Origin of the sequence: Nostoc sp. ChiQUE02 (genome assembly GCF_034531305.2) — a bacterium.
In the GTDB taxonomy this organism is placed as follows: domain Bacteria; phylum Cyanobacteriota; class Cyanobacteriia; order Cyanobacteriales; family Nostocaceae; genus Nostoc.
Genome location: NZ_JAVRBN020000023.1, coordinates 59,157 through 77,909, shown reverse-complemented (window position 1 = coordinate 77,909; position 18,753 = coordinate 59,157). Strand labels below are relative to the sequence as shown.

Below are 18,753 nucleotides of genomic sequence, written 5' to 3'. Positions count from 1 at the left end.
TGCCCTCTTGAATCAGCGCACTTGGGTTTGATAAGTCGCTTTGACTGTTGTCTTAGCTGGAAGTGACGGAATCTGCAAACGGATATGGGTGTAAGCAATGGCTGGTGCTGGTTTTGTTTCCACTTTGCCGCCAGGAAGAGTAACTTTCACAGTGGGATTTTCGACAAAACTCCGCCCGCCATCAATGCTATAAGTAACTTTGGCATTGTTGGCGACATTGGCAGATTTCAGCACGTACACCATTCCTTTGGGGATTGGTTGATTAAGAGTCAAATTCTTCACTAGGCGATCGCTCTTATTTTCGCCACTCAAGGTATATCGCAACACATCACCTGGTCGCACCACAGCTTGACCTTTCAAAGGTTCCCATTTCTGGCTTTGCTTACCCTGCTGATCCTGCGCCACCACTTGCTTTTCTGCTTCTAAGCGCAATTGTATTTGCCCTTGAGTTTTGATATTCTGTGCAACAGCACTTCCTGAATGCCATACGTTTACAACGCCTGGAATTTGACCAACAAATGCAACTGTAGCTATCAGGGCGAACGCTCCTAACCCTGCAAGAGAAACACGCTTCATATAAATCACCTCAAAAAACTTCCAGAATGTTGATTGTTGACTTATCTTTCCCTGGTTTTGCTAAGAAAGAGTCACTCCCCTTTTGCTTTCTGTTTAGGGGTTGGGGAGTGAGGTCAACTGGTTCGCAAACTTGAAAGTCTGCGAACTTCAAAGTCCTCAATCCCAACGAATTAGTTCACCTTGCGTTGGAAGGTAAATGTTCTTTGAATACCCGGTGCGATCGTGCCAGTCACAGTATCTACATATTTAGTAATATCAGTGTTTACCGTAGTTCCTGTCTGGTCGATGCCAGAGCTAGTAGCTGGATTACCACTGAAGAATTGAATGGTTGCACTGCCAGAATCCTTAGCTGAACCAACAATGTTGCTAGTATCAATTTGACCGCTAGCATCGTTGTCTTTCGCCCAGTTGTTGGGGTTTTGTGTACCATCTTCAATAATCACAACTTTGTCAGCATTCAAGATCACGTTACCGGTTCCAGATTGAGGTTCAGAAATATTTGTGTACTGAATTTGGTACTCAATAATGTTTCCTGGTGCAGGCTTCTTCGGATCGGTACTGAATGTGCCATCATTCCCCTGGACTACTGGCCCAGTTCCTTGTAAAACTCGTGACATTTTCAGTAGTTTCAGGTAGCCAGTGTACACGCGATCGATAGTGATGTTGGATGAATCAAAAGTATTATCGGTTCCAGTATCCTTGATTCCATCGGCATTACTATCCGTCGTGTAGTTATCAATAGAAGCAGTGATGGGTACTGGGAAGCCTTTATTAATATCAGTGGATAACTGCGTACCTGGAGGTAAATCAACTTCTACACCATAGTTGATAGTTGCATTAGGAGCAAAGTTGGGGATTGTAATTGCTGCACCAGGTGTTGTAAACGCTCCATTATTGTAAGTATAGACAGCAGACTGACTATTATAGGTAATAGTCACCTTCGTACCATTTGGTAAATCTCCTGGAATTGTTGGTGGCGTTGGCTCTATCTTCAAGAGACCTGGGTCAGTACCACTATTCTTAATTGTGTTGGTGAAACCAACTGACTGGGGATCAAGTGTACTACCAGGTGCTGTACCAGCAGGAACGAGAGAAGATTTGTTGGTGAAGTCATCATTGGTCAGACCAGATGGACCAGTAGCATCCGGGGCATTTTGCGGTCCGTTGAATACCGCTGAAGCAACAGGTGCTTGTACTGTGAAGACGTTCGCCTCACCGCCTGTACCAGTACCACTGTTGTTATTACCCGTGTCAGTTCCAGTTTCTGGAGTTGCTGGAGTATTAATATAGCCATCATCAACGTTGGCGGGCGGTAGAGTATCGGGAATACCATCACCATTGGTATCTGTACCTACAGGAGGTGTCATACTGCCTGGGGAACCGTCGTAATTACTGGGATTTTGGTCGCCGGATTCGTCATAAACTGGGAAGTTGCTAGTAGGCGTTTGACCAAACAATTGAGCAATGTTAGCGACGGTTAAGGGTGAAGTTGCAGTTGACTCAACGGCTAGCTGAATCGAGAAGCCATTCACCGTTGTACCAGGAGCAATGGAAGTAATGGTTGCTGGATTATTGATAAAACCAACGCGAGTGACTGAGGCTAAGGGTGGTGCTGTCGTAGTCCAACTAGCTGTATTAGCATTAGTTCCAACTGGAGTGGTGGTGTAGACAGTTTGCCAACCAGGAGGGGCAGTTGGTGCTACTGCTAAATCTGTACCCGCAGGAATCGCATCAGAAACCAAGATATAGTTGCCAGCAGCACCATTAACATTAATGCTTGTACCCGTCAAAGCTGCTGGTGTAATTCCCAGCCCTGTGGGATCGTTAGACTCAACTCGCAAACTCAAATCGTAAGTCAGCTTGTCATCTGTAATTGCAGTCGTGCCAGCATTGTTATAGCCACTGCGAGTTTTGAGAATGGTGGCTAAAGCATAGGTTTTCACCGTTAAACCAACCTTAATTTGCTCGGTGGCGCTAGCTTCCCGTGTACCATTAACCGGTGCGCCATTGACCTCACCAACAGCACCACCATCAGCGTTATCTACGGTATAAACGTCACCACCGTCTGGAGTTCGCAGTTGATTTTGAGCATTACCAGGAGTATTACCAAGGGTAACGGTAATTATGTCATTGGTTTGAGCGCCAGCCTGTACGGTAACTGGCACACGCACCAATACTGTACCACCAGGCGAAACCGAGGGCGTGAATACTTCAGTGCTAGTGATATTTTGCCAGGTTTGACCGCCGTCAATGCTGTATTGCAGGTTATTAGCTGTACCACCATTTGGTAATGTGCCAGAAACTGTACCCGGCCCAGTTGTTGTAGCTAAGTTAGGAATTCGGAATTGGGTGGGGTCGTTACCTACGTTCGTCAGAGTGTAGGTGTAGATGAGTAAGTCGCCAACTTGAACTGTTGTATTGGTAGGGCTAGAAGTGGCATCTGTGACACCAGACGCACTGACGGTGATACCAGCAACCTCTGCCACGGTGACAACGACAGTGTTAGAAGTGGCGTTGATTGTTGTCCCTGGACTGTTAGGATCTTCGTAGGTTGCTGTCGCGGTGTTACTGATAGATGTACCCGCAGTAGTTCCGTCAGCTAATACAGGTGCGACAAATTGGAAAAGGCTACCAGTTAATAATGCTGTTGCTACTAGAGATTGGTAAGGCTTACGCTGCTGGTTGATAGATTTATTTCGGTTTACCATAAAAGTAGTTTATTTATTTGCTGAACTTGTATCTTGAGTTTTGAGACAGGATAAAGTTCGGCAATTCTTTAAAGAATTACCGATTACATCTCCCCAAAACCTTCATGTTTCGGGGAGCGTATATTTGATTTATTAAATTATTGACACTCCTTAAAATTACATTGAGGCAATAAGCAGAAATAACTTGGCTATTTGTTTTACGCTTACCCTTGAGACTCAAGGCTGGCAATCGCAAATATGTGTAATTTATTACTGTATTTTGCTAGATTGTCGATGTAAATAGCAATGTAGCTTTTGTAGCAGAAAAAATCTTCAGTAGAAATAAGTAACTTCTCTAGCTATGAATGAGTGCATCAAAGCTGAAAGATTAACTTTATTTTGGCAACACACATCGCAATTTTAGCGATTTAATCAGAGGCTAAAAACATTAAAACTTATATTTAAAAATGCTTTTCAGCTTTTGACAGCATATATGCATACTACCCTGTGGAGTCATTTAGATAAAAAAATACAAGATTAATTTAGTGATCCATATCACTTAAAAGGGATAGTGATTTCAATAAATGCAAATACATCATAACTATTATGCAATTTAATCATATTTTTTCTAAGTGTTAAAACTGAGTAACTGAAGCTATTATTTTGTTTTATAACAGGTATGACATACGTGTAAATACTAAATATAGTAATTACTGACATTAAAGTTTTACAAATCCTACCCCTTACTGATAATACCCGATAATTTTTGTCGGGTATGTTTGACTGGTATTTTTGCTCGTGTTAGTATCAGGCGACAGCCGACAGACAAACAGGGAAAGCTAGTTTATGACTCAGGCAATCACCACCCAAACCAAAGCCAGCACTGCCTACTTTCAAGCCTTGAAGTGTAAGGAATGTGGTGCGGAATATGAACTCAAAGCCAGTAATGTTTGTGAGTTATGCTTTGGACCACTAGAAGTCAAGTATGATTACAGCGCCCTACGTCTAACTGTCACTCGTGAAACAATTCAAGCCGGGCCCAATTCAATTTGGCGCTATCGTCCCTTTTTGCCTGTCGCAACTGACAATGTTATAGATGTGGGAACTGGTATGACTCCCTTGGTTCGTTCCCACCGTCTTGCCCGTCGCCTGGGTCTAAATAAGCTTTATATAAAAAATGATGCCGTTAATATGCCCACCCTGAGCTTTAAGGATCGGGTGGTATCAGTTGCCCTCTCCAGGGCGCGGGAGTTGGGTTTTACTACTGTTTCTTGCGCTAGCACTGGTAATTTGGCAAATTCTACAGCTGCGATCGCAGCTCATGCCGGTTTAGACTGCTGTGTGTTCATCCCCGCAGATTTAGAAGCGGGTAAAATTATCGGTAGCTTGATTTACAGTCCCACCCTGATGGCCGTCAAGGGTAACTACGATCAAGTCAATCGCCTCTGTTCGGAAGTTGCTAATACACATGGCTGGGGTTTTGTCAACATTAATCTGCGTCCTTATTACTCTGAAGGTTCTAAGACGCTAGGTTTTGAAGTTGCTGAACAACTAGGCTGGGAACTACCCGACCATGTTGTTGCTCCCTTGGCATCTGGTTCGCTCTTTACCAAAATTTATAAAGGGTTCCAAGAATTCATCGAAGTTGGTTTGGTAGAAAACAAGAGCGTCCGTTTCAGCGGTGCTCAAGCTGAAGGTTGTTCACCCATCGCCCAAGCCTTCAAAGAAGGACGCGACTTTATTAAGCCAGTAAAACCGAATACAATTGCTAAATCGCTAGCGATCGGCAACCCAGCAGATGGCATTTATGCTGTGGAGTTAGCTCAGAAGACTGGTGGTAACATTGAATCAGTCAATGATGCAGAAATTATTGATGGCATCAAGCTACTGGCAGAAACCGAAGGCATCTTCACAGAAACTGCTGGTGGTACAACCGTGGCCGTGCTGAAAAAACTGGTAGAAGCTGGCAAGATTGATCCAGATGAAACCACCGTGATTTACATCACCGGCAATGGTCTGAAAACCCAAGAAGCAATCCAAGGCTACGTTGGCGAACCCTTGACTATTGATGCCAAACTCGATAGTTTTGAACGTGCGCTAGAGCGATCGCGTACTCTGGATCGTTTGGAATGGCAACAAGTCCTCGTTTAGTTCTGAGTTAGGAGTTATGAGTTTTTTTTATTCATAACTCTTTACTCTTAACTTTATTCATAACTCTTCACTTTTCACTTTGTACTTCTATGGCTGTAAAAGTTTTAGTTCCTACGACTCTTCAGAGTTTTACTAATAATCAAGCTACTCTAGAATCCAGCGGTAGCACCATTGCTGAATTGTTGGACTCCTTAGAAAAAAGCTTTCCTGGTATTAAATCGCGGTTGTGCGATGAAGAAGGTAAGCTACGTCGGTTTGTAAATTTTTATGTTGATAGCGAAGATATCCGCCATTTAGATGGTATCAATACAACTCTTAAAGATGGCGATGAAGTAAGTATTGTCCCGGCTGTCGCTGGTGGTTAATACAGAGAACACCAAATAAAGTAGAAGCCTTACTAGACAAAGCTTTGAGAGATTACCTCGTTGCCTCGTTCCCAGTCTCAGACTGGGAATGCCCATTAATAGGGCTGCCGCCTCCCTTACTCATGACAGAGACGATGTAGCGAGCATTTCCAGGTATAACCTGGAAACGAGATTTTCTCCCATATTTTGGCTTAGGTTGCACACCAATGCTCCAGTTGTGGGGCTGATTTTATTTAGCTAACTATGCAGCAATTATCTGAGCAAGTCTTTGTTGCCAAGACTCATTGTTGTCAATAGTTAAGATAATTCGCTTGTAGGATTCATCTCGCAATTGAATGGTTAAATAATTTGTCTCTCGATTTACATACCAAAACTCTTTACCCCGATTAGTGTAATAAGTTCCAGCCTTAATCACTCCAGGAACAAAGCTACCAGGAGCACGCAATTCTTGCCAATTACTTTGGGGTTCGGCTGTCGTAACTTGTTCAATATGGGCTAGTGAGATTTGCCAAAGTTTATTCAAGCGAACAGCTAGCAGTTGCTCTTTAAACGTAAATTCTATCTGCAATTTATCATCAACTATACTTAGGTTCATAATGAACTTTGTCGCCAGTAATTTTTTCTCTAGTATTACCCATAAAAGTCCTATCATAATCAGCATTTACTGAGGATTGGCAAGTGCCAAAATTATTCACTATTACTGTAAAAATATTTGTAAAAAACTACAATATTATACAACATAGAGAAGCCGTAAGTATATCCAATTGATGGTGCTATGTCTGCAACGGGCTACGCCCAAGCAGGATTTTTTGGTGTTCCAGAGCGGCACGCCCTATACGATATTAATTAACGATAGTAAAATTATATTTTATTGTTGCAATTCATAAGTATATTCTTCTAGTAGCTATTAATTTCTGTTGAGAGTAAAATATATAGCTGATAAAAATATCCAATTACAGATAAATTAATATTTATCTTCTATTGGTAAGGATTTGGCAATTTGGCAGATTGTGATTAGAGTATTTTGATATATTGCAGAAATTACCAAGATGTTTTTACTTATTATACAAAGGACGGGCTAAACCCCGTCTTTTTTATTGCTGATTATTTGGCATTTTGGCGTTACATTACAATCAAAATATGATACCTTCGCTAAAATGCAAATAAATAAAATATTAAAAGTAAGCTCAACTACTATTTTTTTTGTTCAGATTATTTGCTAATCTTACAACCTATTAAGTTTTATTTGTGCTATTTTTTCCATATTCCAAGGTATATTGCCACTTTCAAGCTATTTAGACGGGATAAATCATCCCGTCTTTTATTTTGCTTGCTAGTTGGAAAAATCGTTTTAATGCAAGTTCTGGATATAAAAATACTTCTAGTTATTTTACTAACTTTAACATCTAAATTAATTTGTCATAGCCTCTAGCCTATGGCAGATTAATTTTATATTTTAGGTATTCCAGAATACTGGGGTAATGTGGTATCAGGTTTTAGAGTATTTGCACACATCCTATAGGAAGATGCCCTATGAATATAATAATGAGTAAATTAATTCGGGATGTTGTTATGCACTGGATTTATATAGAGGTTTGGCTCACCGCCAAACCTTTTTTTATATCTATTGAAAATCGGGTATGGGTTATGGGAGATTGGGGATGGGGTATTGGAAAAAAGATTTTCAAGAGTTTGTTGTGTCCAATAGGGGATAAGCATCTGTCAAGACTTAAGCCGTATAATTATTTATGTAGAAGCAGAATTAAAAACTAAAAGTACTCCGCAGAATGCCGATAGTAACTGAGTCACTATCTGGTGTGTGACCAGGCTCCAAGATATGAATTATTCCTGGTGTAATGCTGATGTTATTTGTTAGCTGGAAACGATAAAATGCCTCAATTTGAGTGGTCGTCCCTGGTTGTCCACCTGCACGTCCTAAACCTGTATTGACAAAATCTGGGACATTATTCCCTACAGGTAAGTCGCTACTGGTGATTTTAGGAGGTTGACCGACATAAATTCCGCCTAAATTTCCTTGAGCAAATAAATCAGGGAAGTTTAGAAACACCATATAATTCGTCGTCTCTACATTTCCTGAACGCCCCGGAATGTAAGATTTAGTATAACCACCCCACGCACCTGCCGTAATCCGGGGCGAAATTTGCCAAGTTACAGTTGCACCCACAGCGTTGGTTTGCAGCGGTGCTGATTTCCCAGTAGTCGTATTAACTGTAGTTAAGCATTCATCGCCAACAAAGGTTAGTAAACAACCATCTGAAGAGTAATTATTAACGTAATACAAACTCACATCTAGAGTATCGCTTGGTGTCAGCAGCAATTGCACACCTGTAGTGGTGGTTCCATCAAATAAACCGCTACCTTTACCAGGATTCCCTGGCTGATAACTAGTATAAATTGCCTGCAAACTAGCGCGTTTAGCAAATTGCCAATCAATAGCTATACCGCCGTGACCGTATCCCATATTTAAAATTGGGTTTCTTTGGGCAAAATAAGACAAGGGCCCTGTTGCAGCACTTTCTACCCGATTAGGTCCTCGGAAAGCAGCTGGCATACTTACGCCTTCTGTTCCTATCATTACCGCTAATTTATCTGTGACCAGCCAATGAAAATTGAGGTCACTTACAATCAAGTTATCTGTAGGAAATTCGTAGCCAAGTAAAACATCATTGCGAGAAACACTATTGGTAAATCTAGGCCCACTAGTACCGTTACCATCTAAAAGACCTGTAAACAAGTAACTACTGGGAGTGATTTGACTAGTTAAATACAGCTGCGCCAAGGATATAACATCAATATTTGTCCCTCCATCATCTGTATCTTTTTGTCCATCTCTAGGATTAACATCACCACGATTATTAGTCCGTCCTTGAATACCAACTATCAGTAGTCCACTGAGTTTGGTTGTTGTTGAGAATTGGTAGGCTTCGATTTCACCAGTTCTGGCTTCTAAACTATCGATACGACCCCGCAAAATTGCTAATTCAGTGGCAAATTCTGACTGCAATTTTTGTAATATTGCTAAATCTTCGCGAGTGACTAAATCATTGGTAGCTGTAGTGATTAATTCGTTGACTCTATCTAAACAAGCATTCACACCGGCGGCAAATTCATACCGAGTTAAGGCGCGATTACCGCGATAGCTGCTATCTGGATAGCCGGCTATACAGCCATAGCGTTCTACCAAAGACTGTAATGCTTGAAATGCCCAATCGTTGGGTTGTACGTCCTTGAGTTGAGAAACCGATGTAACTTGCGCCATTGGTTCTTCTGGGGAGAGGAGAGGGGAATTTAAATTTATACTCTCCTGCGCCTGAGTAGTTCCTGTGGTTGTGTACTCTTGTGCTAGTGCTTTTTGTGCAACTCCATTTACTCCCGCAATTAGTAACCATGCGAGCATCCAGGTTTTGCGATAACTGCGGCTAATAAGTCTACCTTTCAACTTTTTACACTCTGCTCACATACTTAAGTGAAGAGTGTATTCGCGATCATCTAGCGTTCACATGGGGACATTTACGGATTTTGTCCCAAATTAGACTTAATGCTTCTGGGCAACTTCTGAAAGGGCGAGTATAACAGGGTATTAGAGACTGGGGCTGAGGGCTAAGTACTGGAGACTGGGGTGAGGAAGAAGCAAGGGAGTAGGGAGCAAGGGAGAAGAGTTTTCCCCTCTCTTAAGAGCATCCCGCCCCTCTGCCTCTTTTCAATCCCCAATCTCCAATCCTCAATCTCTAATCCCCAATTCCTAATCCCCAATCCTCAATCTATGGCAAATCGCTCACGCAAGCTGACGCCAAAAGCCTCTAAACTAAATAAACCTCATGCAGGTGTAAGGAAACGCGTTGTTAAAAAACCCCAGAAAAAGCTAAAACGGGGAAGTTGGTTGTCGTCAACGCTAGCGATCGCAATTCTGTTGAGTAGTGCTAGTCTAATTATGGCTTTTGCCTGGATTAGCGTTCTCTTTATCTTCAATCCAGATCAGGTAAGCTGGCTAAATAAAATTTTACCTGCATGGGCACAAATCCCCCTTGGTAACCACGAACGCCCCCAAACTCTTAAACAAATTCAACTCGATTTGAGTAAAAAAAACCAAATAGTTGGGAAAACTCTACCTTTACATCAGGATGTAAAAAACTCGTTTTTACTGCCAGTTTTTCAACAGCGTGCTAATTGCCAATCTGATTGTGAAGAACTTGTGGAACTCAGGGTTTACCAGCGCTCAGAAGAGTTAGAGTTTAAATCTCAGTCAGAAAATTACTACTATCTAGCGACTCAATTACCTGTAGCTGGGCCAGAAGAATCCTTTGTGATTTCTTCCTTACTTGATGGGACATCAGAACCTCAGGATATCAACACTCCCCTACCTTTAACAGAAGTACAACGCTTTGAAGGTGGGACACCATCACCAGGAGTTTGGTTTAATTTACGGGGTCAACGCCAACAAGGAACTGGTGCGATTACCTACGGTCAAGTCGTATACTACAATCCAGAACGCACAAACTTACTACAAATGTTGTCTTGGACTAGTCCTAATGGACAATTGCCCAAATGGCAGCAGGTAACTGGTGATGCTAAAAAAGAGTTAGTTGTCGATCAAACTATAGGTTTAGAACCGCGCTTACAAGTTTACCAAGTCAAGCCTCTGAAGTTATTCCTCAAACCAATTCAATTGGAGGCGATTACCCTCAAATCACCAACTCTCAAGGATTCTGCATACCAAAATGCCCTGTCAATTGCCCGTAGTGGACTGTGGACACCAGCCTTTGAATGGTTGAAATTCATTAAGAAACAGCGCAAAGGAATTTTACCAGAGGCGGCGCAAGCGCAAATGGATTTGATTCGCTTGCATTCTCAACTTACTAAAACCCAAGCCCAGAAAAATTGGGCAAGTCCTAGTCAAGAAGTGCTGGCAGATTTGATTGATGGTCGTTGGGAAAAAGCTTTACAGGTGTTTGAAGCGTCGCCACATAATGCCCAAGAAATTGCTACCCTACTCAAAGCTGATGAAAAACGGTTGTGGAATCGCACAGCAACGGCGTTGCGAGTGAACCCAAATAGACGAGAGGTGCAAGCTTGGTTCGCTTTGATTTTAGCGGTTCAGCGGGGAGAAGGACATGCTAATTTCTGGTTGAAGGCGCAACCTCAAATTACAAAAGAGAATCTTGCTTATATTCAAGGTCTGTTAGCAAGACTCAATAATGAGGGTACAAAGTCGCAAATATCCTCTACTCACCCTAGTCAGATTGTTGGTACAGTCCAACCAATCACTCAAGTTACCAACACCGAATGGCTGCAACTAAATTCTTCAACAGACTTGAAACTCACGGATAACCAAGTTTGGTATCAGGTGGAGGTGAGTGCATTTAATGACGGGAAACGCTGGCTAAATTCTCCCTTTGAGAATTTCAACCCGCCCAAAACTGACGCCGCCAAATTTTTCTGGAAAACTTTGGGAATCACTTCTGACCCTGAAATCCAGATTGTGGTCTGGCTACCAAATGGAGAACAACAAACTACTATAGCCGCTATCAAAGCGGTGCAACTACGGGGTAAAGTTTTGCGCCTATTAGCTGCTGGCCCAAAAATTCCAGAGAATCAAAACGATGTTCTCCAACCCAAACCTTTAGCCTTGACAAATACAGCACTGGAATGGGTACAACCATCTCCCATTACTCTAAAAGAACTGCATCAACAAAATCCCCAAGGGGTCAAGGTAATACTATCGAGTGTGTGGAAATCTTTACAACAATCCGGTGAAGTTCCGGCTGGTGCAATTCCTAGCTTTGAGCAGATGCAGGAAAATTTGGGTGATTGGCCTGTTCAAGTAATTGATTTAACAAATAACGCTCAACCAGAAATAATACTGACTATCTCAGCAGGAGCAATAGCATCCTTGAATCAGCCTACACCTGAAAGTCAGGCGGAAAACACAGAGCAACGCCGTGACCGGACTATAATTTTGTCTGATAGCAATGAAGTGATTTACACTGATTTTACAGGAAATTACTTACAAAGACTCTCAGCGATCGCCAAGCTTTCAGGCGTGCAATCTTTAGCTTTACTAGTAGAAAATGCTCATAACTACAGTTTGAGGCGCTGGTCAGAGAAAAATCAGCGCTTTGAATAGCACGCCCATAACTCAAGCTTACCTCTTACTCAAATTTAAATTAGAGAGGGGAAAAGCGTAGGCGTAGCCCGTCGTAGACATCACTATCTCCAAGACTGACTTATTCTTTTTGGTTGGTTTCGGCTAGACGTTGGTGCTTCAGGTTTTCCAGCTGCTGCAACAGGGAGTCTACCTCTGCTTGTAAATGCATCAATTTAGCTTGCTGATCGTCTTGGTAATAAGACTTGGTTAACTTACTGACCCAGTTAGTCTGGGACTCGCGATCGGAAACACTAGATAAACAAGTAGGCATCGCTAATTAAATCCACAACTTAACTCACACCATTAGAAATATTATAATAATGCTCTTTTAAGCTTTATTAAATTTTTGTATATTTTCAATCAAATACTCTAATGGATTTTAGGTTCAATCATAAGAGACGGTGATCATAATAGCTGTGTTCCAAAAAGAAAACATCGCCCCAAGTGTGCAAAGCTTCCGTCCACTCAACGGTACTTAGCAGTACTTAGTTGATAACCTATCAATTATGGCTGTATGAATTATTATCGCTGTTTTTAGGGAATTTACGCAAGAAATTATATGTAGACTATATCAAGAATTACGCCAAATTATGAAAAAACACAAGGCAAAGCACTTACGATACACCTATGGTAAGCAAGCTAGGCGCGTTCTATTGTAGGAAAGGAAAGAGAAAACTCCCACAAATCTGTTGCGTATTCTCACAGAGTAGTTGGAGACACAGAGATGCGATCGCTGAATGGACGCATCAGAAGTGGCTTTCAGCAGGTTAAAAATAAGAGTTTCATGGAGTTATTACGTAACGACCGTATAATTTTTGCCGATCATTTTTCATCCCCTCAGCATCCCCAAGCTAATTTTTTGAACCGAAGGTCGCTGTGGCGGTTATGATAAACTGACGTTCTAAACTAAATAAAATAAAAAATAGCAAGTGAAACACCTGCACCACAAAAAATAATATTCTTTTGAAATTAAGGGACTCTTAACTGGGAACTGGCAAAGAAAAATTCACTTTCTTCCTCTTCCCAATTATGTGCTTCCCTATCCCACCCTCTCTAAATATCCGATCCTTAACATTAAGAAATTTTAAATCCCGTGACTTTGAGCCTGTCTGTTGCTACATCTCATCGCCAACCCTGGCCCGGACTGATAGAAGCCTATCGCGAATACTTACCTGTCAGCGAAAAAACACCGATTGTCACTCTGTTGGAGGGCAACACACCTCTTATACCAGTGCCAGCGATCGCAGAACGGATTGGCAGACAAGTGCGTGTTTTTGTAAAATACGACGGTCTGAATCCCACCGGCAGCTTCAAAGATCGGGGGATGACTATGGCAATTTCCAAGGCCAAGGAAGCAGGGGCAAAAGCAGTAATTTGTGCCAGCACGGGCAATACCTCAGCCGCCGCAGCCGCTTATGCAAGACGTGGGGGGATGAATGCCTTTGTACTGATTCCCGATGGTTATGTGGCACTGGGCAAGTTAGCCCAAGCGTTGCTATACGGGGCAGAAGTATTGGCAATTAAAGGTAATTTTGACCAAGCGCTAGAAATTGTCCGCGAAATGGCCGAAAGCTATCCGATCACTTTGGTAAATTCAGTCAATCCCTACCGCCTAGAAGGGCAGAAAACAGGAGCCTTTGAAATCGTCGATGCGCTAGGTGATGCTCCAGACTGGCTGTGTATCCCTGTGGGCAATGCGGGAAATATCACAGCATATTGGATGGGATTTTGTCAATATCATCAAGCCAAAAAGTGCGATCGCTTACCCCGAATGATGGGATTCCAAGCCGCAGGTGCAGCCCCCCTAGTACACGGTCAGCCAGTGGCGCATCCCGAAACCCTAGCGACAGCAATTCGCATTGGCAACCCTGCTAGCTGGGACTTAGCGATCGCAGCGCAGACCGCAAGTCAAGGAAATTTCCACGCTGTTACCGATGCAGAAATTCTTGACGCTTATCGACTTTTGGCAGCATCTGAAGGTATCTTCTGCGAACCTGCTAGCGCCGCTTCTGTAGCCGGGTTGTTGCAAGTGAAAGACCAAATTCCCACAGGGGCAACAGTAGTTTGCGTCCTCACAGGCAACGGTCTAAAAGACCCAGACACAGCCATTAAACACAATCACAGTCAATTTAAACAGGGTATTGCAGCAGAATTGGGTGCAGTAGCTGAGGCAATGGGATTTTAAGAGTTGGAAGTTAGGAGTTTGGAGAGACGCGATTAATCGTTTGGAGAGACGCGATTAATCGCGTCTGTACAAGAGTTAGGAGTTATTTCTCTTTCCCTGCTCCACTGCTCGTTCGCGTGTCAAGCTATCAATAGCATCACCCAAAGCAGTAGTCAGGCTATTGCGGGTTTGGGCGTGGTTATCCTGCTCAGTTTTCAAAGCTTGCAAAAGGCGATCGCGTTCTTTCATTACGGCGATGACTTTAGCTTGCAAGTCTTCTACAGATTTTAGTTGTTCTATTTCTTGTTGGATCGCTGTTACTGGTGTCCCAGCAGCCAGTGTCTCTACCTCAAGACCCTGGAGTTTATGCAAATCTGCCTTGAGGGATGCGATCGCCTGTTGGGACAGTTGGGCATCTGTGCGGCGTTGTTCTGCCTCTGTGTTATAAAGCTGACGCCATTTTTGGGCACTTTCCCAAGCAGCATCGCGTTCGTGTTGCAGTCCTGCCATCTGCTCTTTGATTACTTGGATTTCTGTCAACCACTGTTGTGTTAAATCTTGATTCATAAATAAATAGTCATTAGTCATTAGTCATTAGTCAATGGTCATTAGTCAAGAGTCATTAGTCAATGGTCATTAGTCATTGGGCATTAATATTAAGTTACTTATTCTTCCTCTGCTCCCCCTGCTTCCCCTGCTTCCCCTGCTTCCCCACACTCTCCACTCGGTATTCTTGCGGTAAAAAGATAAATGCGATCGCTACGCAAAATTTGGCACAGTAGTTAAGAAACATCACCAGTTTTAACTCTAAATCATGCCAAAGCCTCGCTTTTTACGCTTCTTTCGCCACCTCAATTGGCGCACGCTTAAAAAAACTTTTGCCAGGACAATTGAAAGGCGACTTTTCGGACTCGCCTCGGAAATCGCCTTCAATGCCATGCTATCGCTGTTTCCAGCAATTCTTGCTATCATCACAGCCATTGGCTTATTGGCAGAATCTTTACAAAACACCTTTAAGCAACTGGCGGCGCAACTAAGTCAAGTCCTACCTGAACAAGTCCTGGATCTGATTAGTGATTTTGCCACCACAGAAATTACCAATTCTAGAAATAGCGGTTTGTTTTCTTTGAGCTTTATATTAGCAATTTGGACTGCTTCTGGGGCGGTGAGTACTGCTATGACAGCCTTCGACCAAATCCATCAAATTCCTTCCGAAAACATCCGCCCCTTTTGGAAAGCCAAGCTCGTCTCTCTGGGATTAACAGTCGGTACTATGTTGCTTTTAGTGTTGGCTTCTTTCTTAGTGTTTACCAGTGACTGGCTGTTGGGAATGGTAGTAAGCGGAAATGGTTCTTTGAACTTCTTGTTGCATCTTTGGGAGCTGTTACGCTGGCCTTTAGCTTTAAGTATTGTTGCTGTCGCTTTTAGCTTTGTCTATCGCTATGGCCCAAGCCAGTGGAACTCAGGCACGCCAATTATGCCTGGAGCAATTTTAGCAGCTGTTTTTTGGGCGATATTGTCTGCCCTATTTCGGCTTTATGTGGCGAATTTTGGCAATTATAATAAAGTATATGGTGCTGTAGGGGCTGTGATAGTTTTAATGCTCTGGCTGTCGATGAGCGCTGCTGTTCTGTTAATCGGCGATCAGTTGAACGTGACTGTCGGCGAAGATATGCGCTTAAAGAGCAGTCGCAATCTAACGAAAAATATTAATTAGTAAATTTCTGAGAAAATTTTTCCAAAAGCTCAGTAGGGGAGTAAAATGTCTAACGATTCAATACAAAGTTAGCGATCGCCTTCATGCCTGATTCTCCTCCTCGATTTTCGATGATTGAACCTGATGCCAAAGCACCCACCTTAAAGCGCCTGCGTCAGTTAAGTCGCCTGCTGGATAATGTTATTACCATTCCTGGCACGCAGATTGGTTTTGGTCTAGATCCAATTTTAGGACTCATACCCATTGGTGGTGATTTTTTGGGAGTGATGTTTTCTTGCTACATCATCCTAGAAGCAGCGCGGCTGGGTGTATCTAGAGCCACTTTAGGGAAAATGGTTGTGAATGTGATCATTGATAGCTTGGTAGGCGCTGTCCCAGTTTTGGGAGACTTTTTTGATTTTGCCTGGAGAGCTAACACTAATAACATCAAGCTATTAGAAGAGTACTTAAAGTTTCCTAGCGAGCAAAAGAGTGCAGACAAGTGGTTTATCTTTGCCGTTTTGGCTGGATTGTTATTAATCTCTATTGTTTTAGTAGCGTTGCCCGTGATCCTAATTAGAATCCTGTGGAACGCCTTAACAGGCGGTTAAATAGTTTATTGATAAAAGAATGAAAGATTGGTGGCAAGCTACTTTTCCTAAAGGGCGGCAAAGTCTAATTATTACTGATGCTAAAGGGTATCCTGTACAAATTGCTTATGGCGAAAAAGGCAGAGGTAAACCGCTAATTTTATTACATGGCATGGGTAGTTGGAGCTATAATTGGCGTCACAGTATAGCACCATTATCTAAATATTATCGGGTAATTTGCTTTGATGCTAAAGGTTTTGGTTTTTCCGAAAAACCACTATCTCGTAGAGAACACAATGGTCATCAAGTTCTTGAGTTTAAAAGAGTTATTGAGGCATTATGTGATGAACCAGCAGTGATTGTGGCTGAATCACTGGGGGGATTAGTTGCCCTTGCCCTTGCTCAAGAAAACCCGCAGTTAATCGGGCGGCTTGTAGTAGTAAATGTTCCTATTTTTACCGAACGTTTACCCCATTGGGCTATGTGGTTACTTGCTCAAACGCCCCTGGAAATAATGCAAACAATAGACTCCTTACGTCTGGCATATCTGTTTGCACCTCTATTTAGAGAAGTTATGGCAATAGAAAGACGTGGGGTATTATTTGATTCCTCAATTTTGACACAGGAAGATATATATTGGATAACTTATCCGTTTATTGAATTGCCTGGTACAGTTGCAAAAGTTGCCGAAGAGTTACAAATAGCAGCGCGGGAAATTGAAAATTGGGAAGCAAATAAACCAAATATGCTCACCAAAATTCAAAATAACCTGAGTGCAATTAAGTGTCCTACACTAATTTTGTGGGGTGAGCAAGATAGTTGGTTTCCTGCTAGTCATGGCGAAAAATTGCATCAACATATCCCCAATTCCAAATTACAGATTTTGTCTAACTGCTGTCATGATGCTTCAACTGGTGCTTTTGAGGTGCTGAATACAGCGATTCTTGAGTTTTTACAAGATACTCACTTTTAAAGACAATTCATGTTTTGAGCGGAGCATTTCAAATATGCAAAAATACCTGACGATTAAAAATCACTAAATAAAAAGAGAGTGGGAGGAAGCATATCCGTCAGCTTTCAAACTCCCACTCTGCCATTTGCTACTGAAGTGAACAGGAATGTATACAGACGTTGCCCGTTATTTGGGGGCTAATGCGTACTTCAACAACAACGCCCGTACGCATTTAATATTCCTGTTGCAGCAAATGCCAAACCTGATTATTGATATTTTGCTGAGAAAAATACTCTGCAAATAATTGGTAGAGATAGTTTTTTGTTTTTGCAAATCACTTAGTAATTAGTGTTTTACAAAAGGAATTTGCTTACGTGGTAGTCCCTGATAACAAAACCCTTGAAGTCGTTTATCTTCATATAATTTAACTTGGTTAATCAAAAGCTGGTTGCCATTTTGGCAGTTTTTTAAATTTCCTAATTGTTCATATCTAACTTTTTAAAAGCAGTTAAGCCGCTACATAGCATTCAGGAGGACGTTTGCCGAACGTCCTCCTGCCTTCTCTGATAAATTATTCGTACATAACAAGATTCCCAACTTCTTAGAGAAGTCGGGAATCTTAGCCAAGCTAATTGGCAAAAAGTGTTAATTTAACCGGGTTTTACCTTACAGTAGTATTAATACTGGCGTAAAATTGCAGACAATGAACTATTTTTACGAAGATCCATTAAGTCTGCTAAAGGCTCTGTGCGCGTATCCAGGTGGTGCTTGTGTTCTGCTGGTAGAACCGTCACCAGATGCTTTGTTTTAGGTTGCATCTGCATAATGGGCATCAGTTGTGGCTGTGGCACAAAAATTGGCTGGTTTTTGGGAAGGCGTGGTTCCAATCTTTGGTAGTGGTTCTGTGCCAAGCGTGCCTGATGGCGGTTAACCTGTTTTTGGACTTTTTGTGGTTGCTTTGTCTGGTTGAGCATTCGGAAAATGAGCAAGGAACCACTACCACAGCTGAGGACGATCGCAGCCACCATCCATAAAGGTGTAGGATTACTATTCTCAGAGGGCGCATTGATTGGTTCTTCAACTATAACCGGAATTTTTTCTGGTTCTTCTTGTGTTACCTGTCCAGCATTACCTAAGCTATACAGGGCAAAGGCACCACCTCCTAAAAACATGGCTAAACACCCAGTTAACAATAGCCAAGGATGATGTGCAACCAGATATATCAGAACGTTCGAGCTTTGTTTTAATCTCGATTTCCTATTTGTCAGCTCTGGAGTAGCCCTTCTGAGTTGGGTTGGCTCGCGCTGTACACTCTGACTTTTTTCCATGATTACTTTCAGATTTGTACCCCTCTAGTCAATAAATTGTACTGGAGGAGTCAAGCATCAGGTATCCGTAACAAAAGT

The 18,753-nt window shown here is 42.3% G+C and carries 15 protein-coding genes; 8 read left to right on the top strand and 7 right to left on the bottom strand.

Annotated features, from left to right (window positions below):
* Positions 1 to 12: 12 nt before the first annotated feature.
* Both RM347_RS22440 and RM347_RS22435 read right to left on the bottom strand, forming a co-directional pair.
* Positions 13 to 576 carry a hypothetical protein gene (locus RM347_RS22440; protein WP_322718387.1) on the bottom strand — a complete coding sequence of 188 codons (564 nt, stop codon included), beginning with the start codon at positions 574 to 576 and terminating at the stop codon, positions 13 to 15.
* Positions 577 to 746: 170 nt separating this feature from the next.
* Positions 747 to 3,284: a beta strand repeat-containing protein gene (locus tag RM347_RS22435; protein ID WP_322718388.1), complete on the bottom strand. Its 2,538-nt coding sequence runs from the start codon at positions 3,282 to 3,284 to the stop codon at positions 747 to 749.
* An 825-nt stretch (positions 3,285 to 4,109) separates the two neighbouring features.
* On the opposite strand from RM347_RS22435, the gene thrC (RM347_RS22430) reads away from it, so the two are divergent.
* On the top strand, positions 4,110 to 5,414 hold the full coding sequence (gene thrC, locus RM347_RS22430; protein WP_322718389.1) for a threonine synthase: 1,305 nt from the start codon (positions 4,110 to 4,112) through the stop codon (positions 5,412 to 5,414).
* An 89-nt stretch (positions 5,415 to 5,503) separates the two neighbouring features.
* Positions 5,504 to 5,779, top strand: coding sequence for a ubiquitin-like small modifier protein 1 (locus RM347_RS22425; protein ID WP_322718390.1), 276 nt, complete (start codon positions 5,504 to 5,506; stop codon positions 5,777 to 5,779).
* 241 nt (positions 5,780 to 6,020) lie between these two features.
* On the opposite strand, the gene RM347_RS22420 is transcribed toward RM347_RS22425, so the two are convergent.
* Complete coding sequence (locus RM347_RS22420) at positions 6,021 to 6,374, bottom strand: hypothetical protein (protein WP_322718448.1); 354 nt, start codon at positions 6,372 to 6,374, stop codon at positions 6,021 to 6,023.
* Positions 6,375 to 7,541: 1,167 nt separating this feature from the next.
* Entirely contained in the window at positions 7,542 to 9,197 is a 1,656-nt protein-coding gene (locus tag RM347_RS22415) for an iron uptake porin (RefSeq protein WP_322718449.1), read from the bottom strand.
* A gap of 366 nt (positions 9,198 to 9,563) precedes the next feature.
* On the opposite strand from RM347_RS22415, the gene RM347_RS22410 reads away from it, so the two are divergent.
* Positions 9,564 to 11,924, top strand: a complete 2,361-nt coding sequence (locus RM347_RS22410; protein WP_322718391.1) for a hypothetical protein — start codon at positions 9,564 to 9,566, stop codon at positions 11,922 to 11,924.
* A gap of 100 nt (positions 11,925 to 12,024) precedes the next feature.
* Here RM347_RS22410 and RM347_RS22405 read toward each other — a convergent pair whose 3' ends face one another.
* Complete coding sequence (locus tag RM347_RS22405; protein WP_292714917.1) at positions 12,025 to 12,216, bottom strand: hypothetical protein; 192 nt, start codon at positions 12,214 to 12,216, stop codon at positions 12,025 to 12,027.
* Between the two features lie 453 nt (positions 12,217 to 12,669).
* Between RM347_RS22405 and RM347_RS22400 the strand changes: the two genes are divergently transcribed.
* A complete protein-coding gene (locus tag RM347_RS22400) occupies positions 12,670 to 12,834 on the top strand; it encodes a hypothetical protein (RefSeq protein WP_322718392.1) in 165 nt (54 codons plus the stop codon).
* A gap of 204 nt (positions 12,835 to 13,038) precedes the next feature.
* Positions 13,039 to 14,130 carry a threonine synthase gene (thrC, locus tag RM347_RS22395; protein ID WP_322718393.1) on the top strand — a complete coding sequence of 364 codons (1,092 nt, stop codon included), beginning with the start codon at positions 13,039 to 13,041 and terminating at the stop codon, positions 14,128 to 14,130.
* 75 nt (positions 14,131 to 14,205) lie between these two features.
* Here thrC (RM347_RS22395) and RM347_RS22390 read toward each other — a convergent pair whose 3' ends face one another.
* Entirely contained in the window at positions 14,206 to 14,676 is a 471-nt protein-coding gene (locus RM347_RS22390; RefSeq protein ID WP_322718450.1) for a hypothetical protein, read from the bottom strand.
* Positions 14,677 to 14,923: 247 nt separating this feature from the next.
* On the opposite strand from RM347_RS22390, the gene RM347_RS22385 reads away from it, so the two are divergent.
* From RM347_RS22385 to RM347_RS22375, 3 genes are all read left to right on the top strand, one after another.
* Complete coding sequence (locus RM347_RS22385; protein WP_322718394.1) at positions 14,924 to 15,826, top strand: YihY/virulence factor BrkB family protein; 903 nt, start codon at positions 14,924 to 14,926, stop codon at positions 15,824 to 15,826.
* A gap of 83 nt (positions 15,827 to 15,909) precedes the next feature.
* A complete protein-coding gene (locus RM347_RS22380) occupies positions 15,910 to 16,416 on the top strand; it encodes a DUF4112 domain-containing protein (RefSeq protein ID WP_322718395.1) in 507 nt (168 codons plus the stop codon).
* A gap of 19 nt (positions 16,417 to 16,435) precedes the next feature.
* Complete coding sequence (locus tag RM347_RS22375) at positions 16,436 to 17,368, top strand: alpha/beta fold hydrolase (RefSeq protein ID WP_322718396.1); 933 nt, start codon at positions 16,436 to 16,438, stop codon at positions 17,366 to 17,368.
* A 656-nt stretch (positions 17,369 to 18,024) separates the two neighbouring features.
* On the opposite strand, the gene RM347_RS22370 is transcribed toward RM347_RS22375, so the two are convergent.
* Positions 18,025 to 18,675 carry a hypothetical protein gene (locus RM347_RS22370; protein ID WP_322718397.1) on the bottom strand — a complete coding sequence of 217 codons (651 nt, stop codon included), beginning with the start codon at positions 18,673 to 18,675 and terminating at the stop codon, positions 18,025 to 18,027.
* Positions 18,676 to 18,753: the final 78 nt, after the last annotated feature.

What these genes read in the sequence shown, in the direction of transcription:
- RM347_RS22440 (WP_322718387.1), bottom strand. Translation starts at nt 576, where the DNA reads ATGAAGCGTGTTTCTCTTGCAGGGTTAGGAGCGTTCGCCCTGATAGCT.
- RM347_RS22435 (WP_322718388.1), bottom strand. Translation starts at nt 3,284, where the DNA reads ATGGTAAACCGAAATAAATCTATCAACCAGCAGCGTAAGCCTTACCAA.
- thrC (WP_322718389.1), top strand. Translation starts at nt 4,110, where the DNA reads ATGACTCAGGCAATCACCACCCAAACCAAAGCCAGCACTGCCTACTTT.
- RM347_RS22425 (WP_322718390.1), top strand. Translation starts at nt 5,504, where the DNA reads ATGGCTGTAAAAGTTTTAGTTCCTACGACTCTTCAGAGTTTTACTAAT.
- RM347_RS22420 (WP_322718448.1), bottom strand. Translation starts at nt 6,374, where the DNA reads ATGAACCTAAGTATAGTTGATGATAAATTGCAGATAGAATTTACGTTT.
- RM347_RS22415 (WP_322718449.1), bottom strand. Translation starts at nt 9,197, where the DNA reads ATGCTCGCATGGTTACTAATTGCGGGAGTAAATGGAGTTGCACAAAAA.
- RM347_RS22410 (WP_322718391.1), top strand. Translation starts at nt 9,564, where the DNA reads ATGGCAAATCGCTCACGCAAGCTGACGCCAAAAGCCTCTAAACTAAAT.
- RM347_RS22405 (WP_292714917.1), bottom strand. Translation starts at nt 12,216, where the DNA reads ATGCCTACTTGTTTATCTAGTGTTTCCGATCGCGAGTCCCAGACTAAC.
- RM347_RS22400 (WP_322718392.1), top strand. Translation starts at nt 12,670, where the DNA reads ATGCGATCGCTGAATGGACGCATCAGAAGTGGCTTTCAGCAGGTTAAA.
- RM347_RS22390 (WP_322718450.1), bottom strand. Translation starts at nt 14,676, where the DNA reads ATGAATCAAGATTTAACACAACAGTGGTTGACAGAAATCCAAGTAATC.
- RM347_RS22385 (WP_322718394.1), top strand. Translation starts at nt 14,924, where the DNA reads ATGCCAAAGCCTCGCTTTTTACGCTTCTTTCGCCACCTCAATTGGCGC.
- RM347_RS22380 (WP_322718395.1), top strand. Translation starts at nt 15,910, where the DNA reads ATGCCTGATTCTCCTCCTCGATTTTCGATGATTGAACCTGATGCCAAA.
- RM347_RS22375 (WP_322718396.1), top strand. Translation starts at nt 16,436, where the DNA reads ATGAAAGATTGGTGGCAAGCTACTTTTCCTAAAGGGCGGCAAAGTCTA.
- RM347_RS22370 (WP_322718397.1), bottom strand. Translation starts at nt 18,675, where the DNA reads ATGGAAAAAAGTCAGAGTGTACAGCGCGAGCCAACCCAACTCAGAAGG.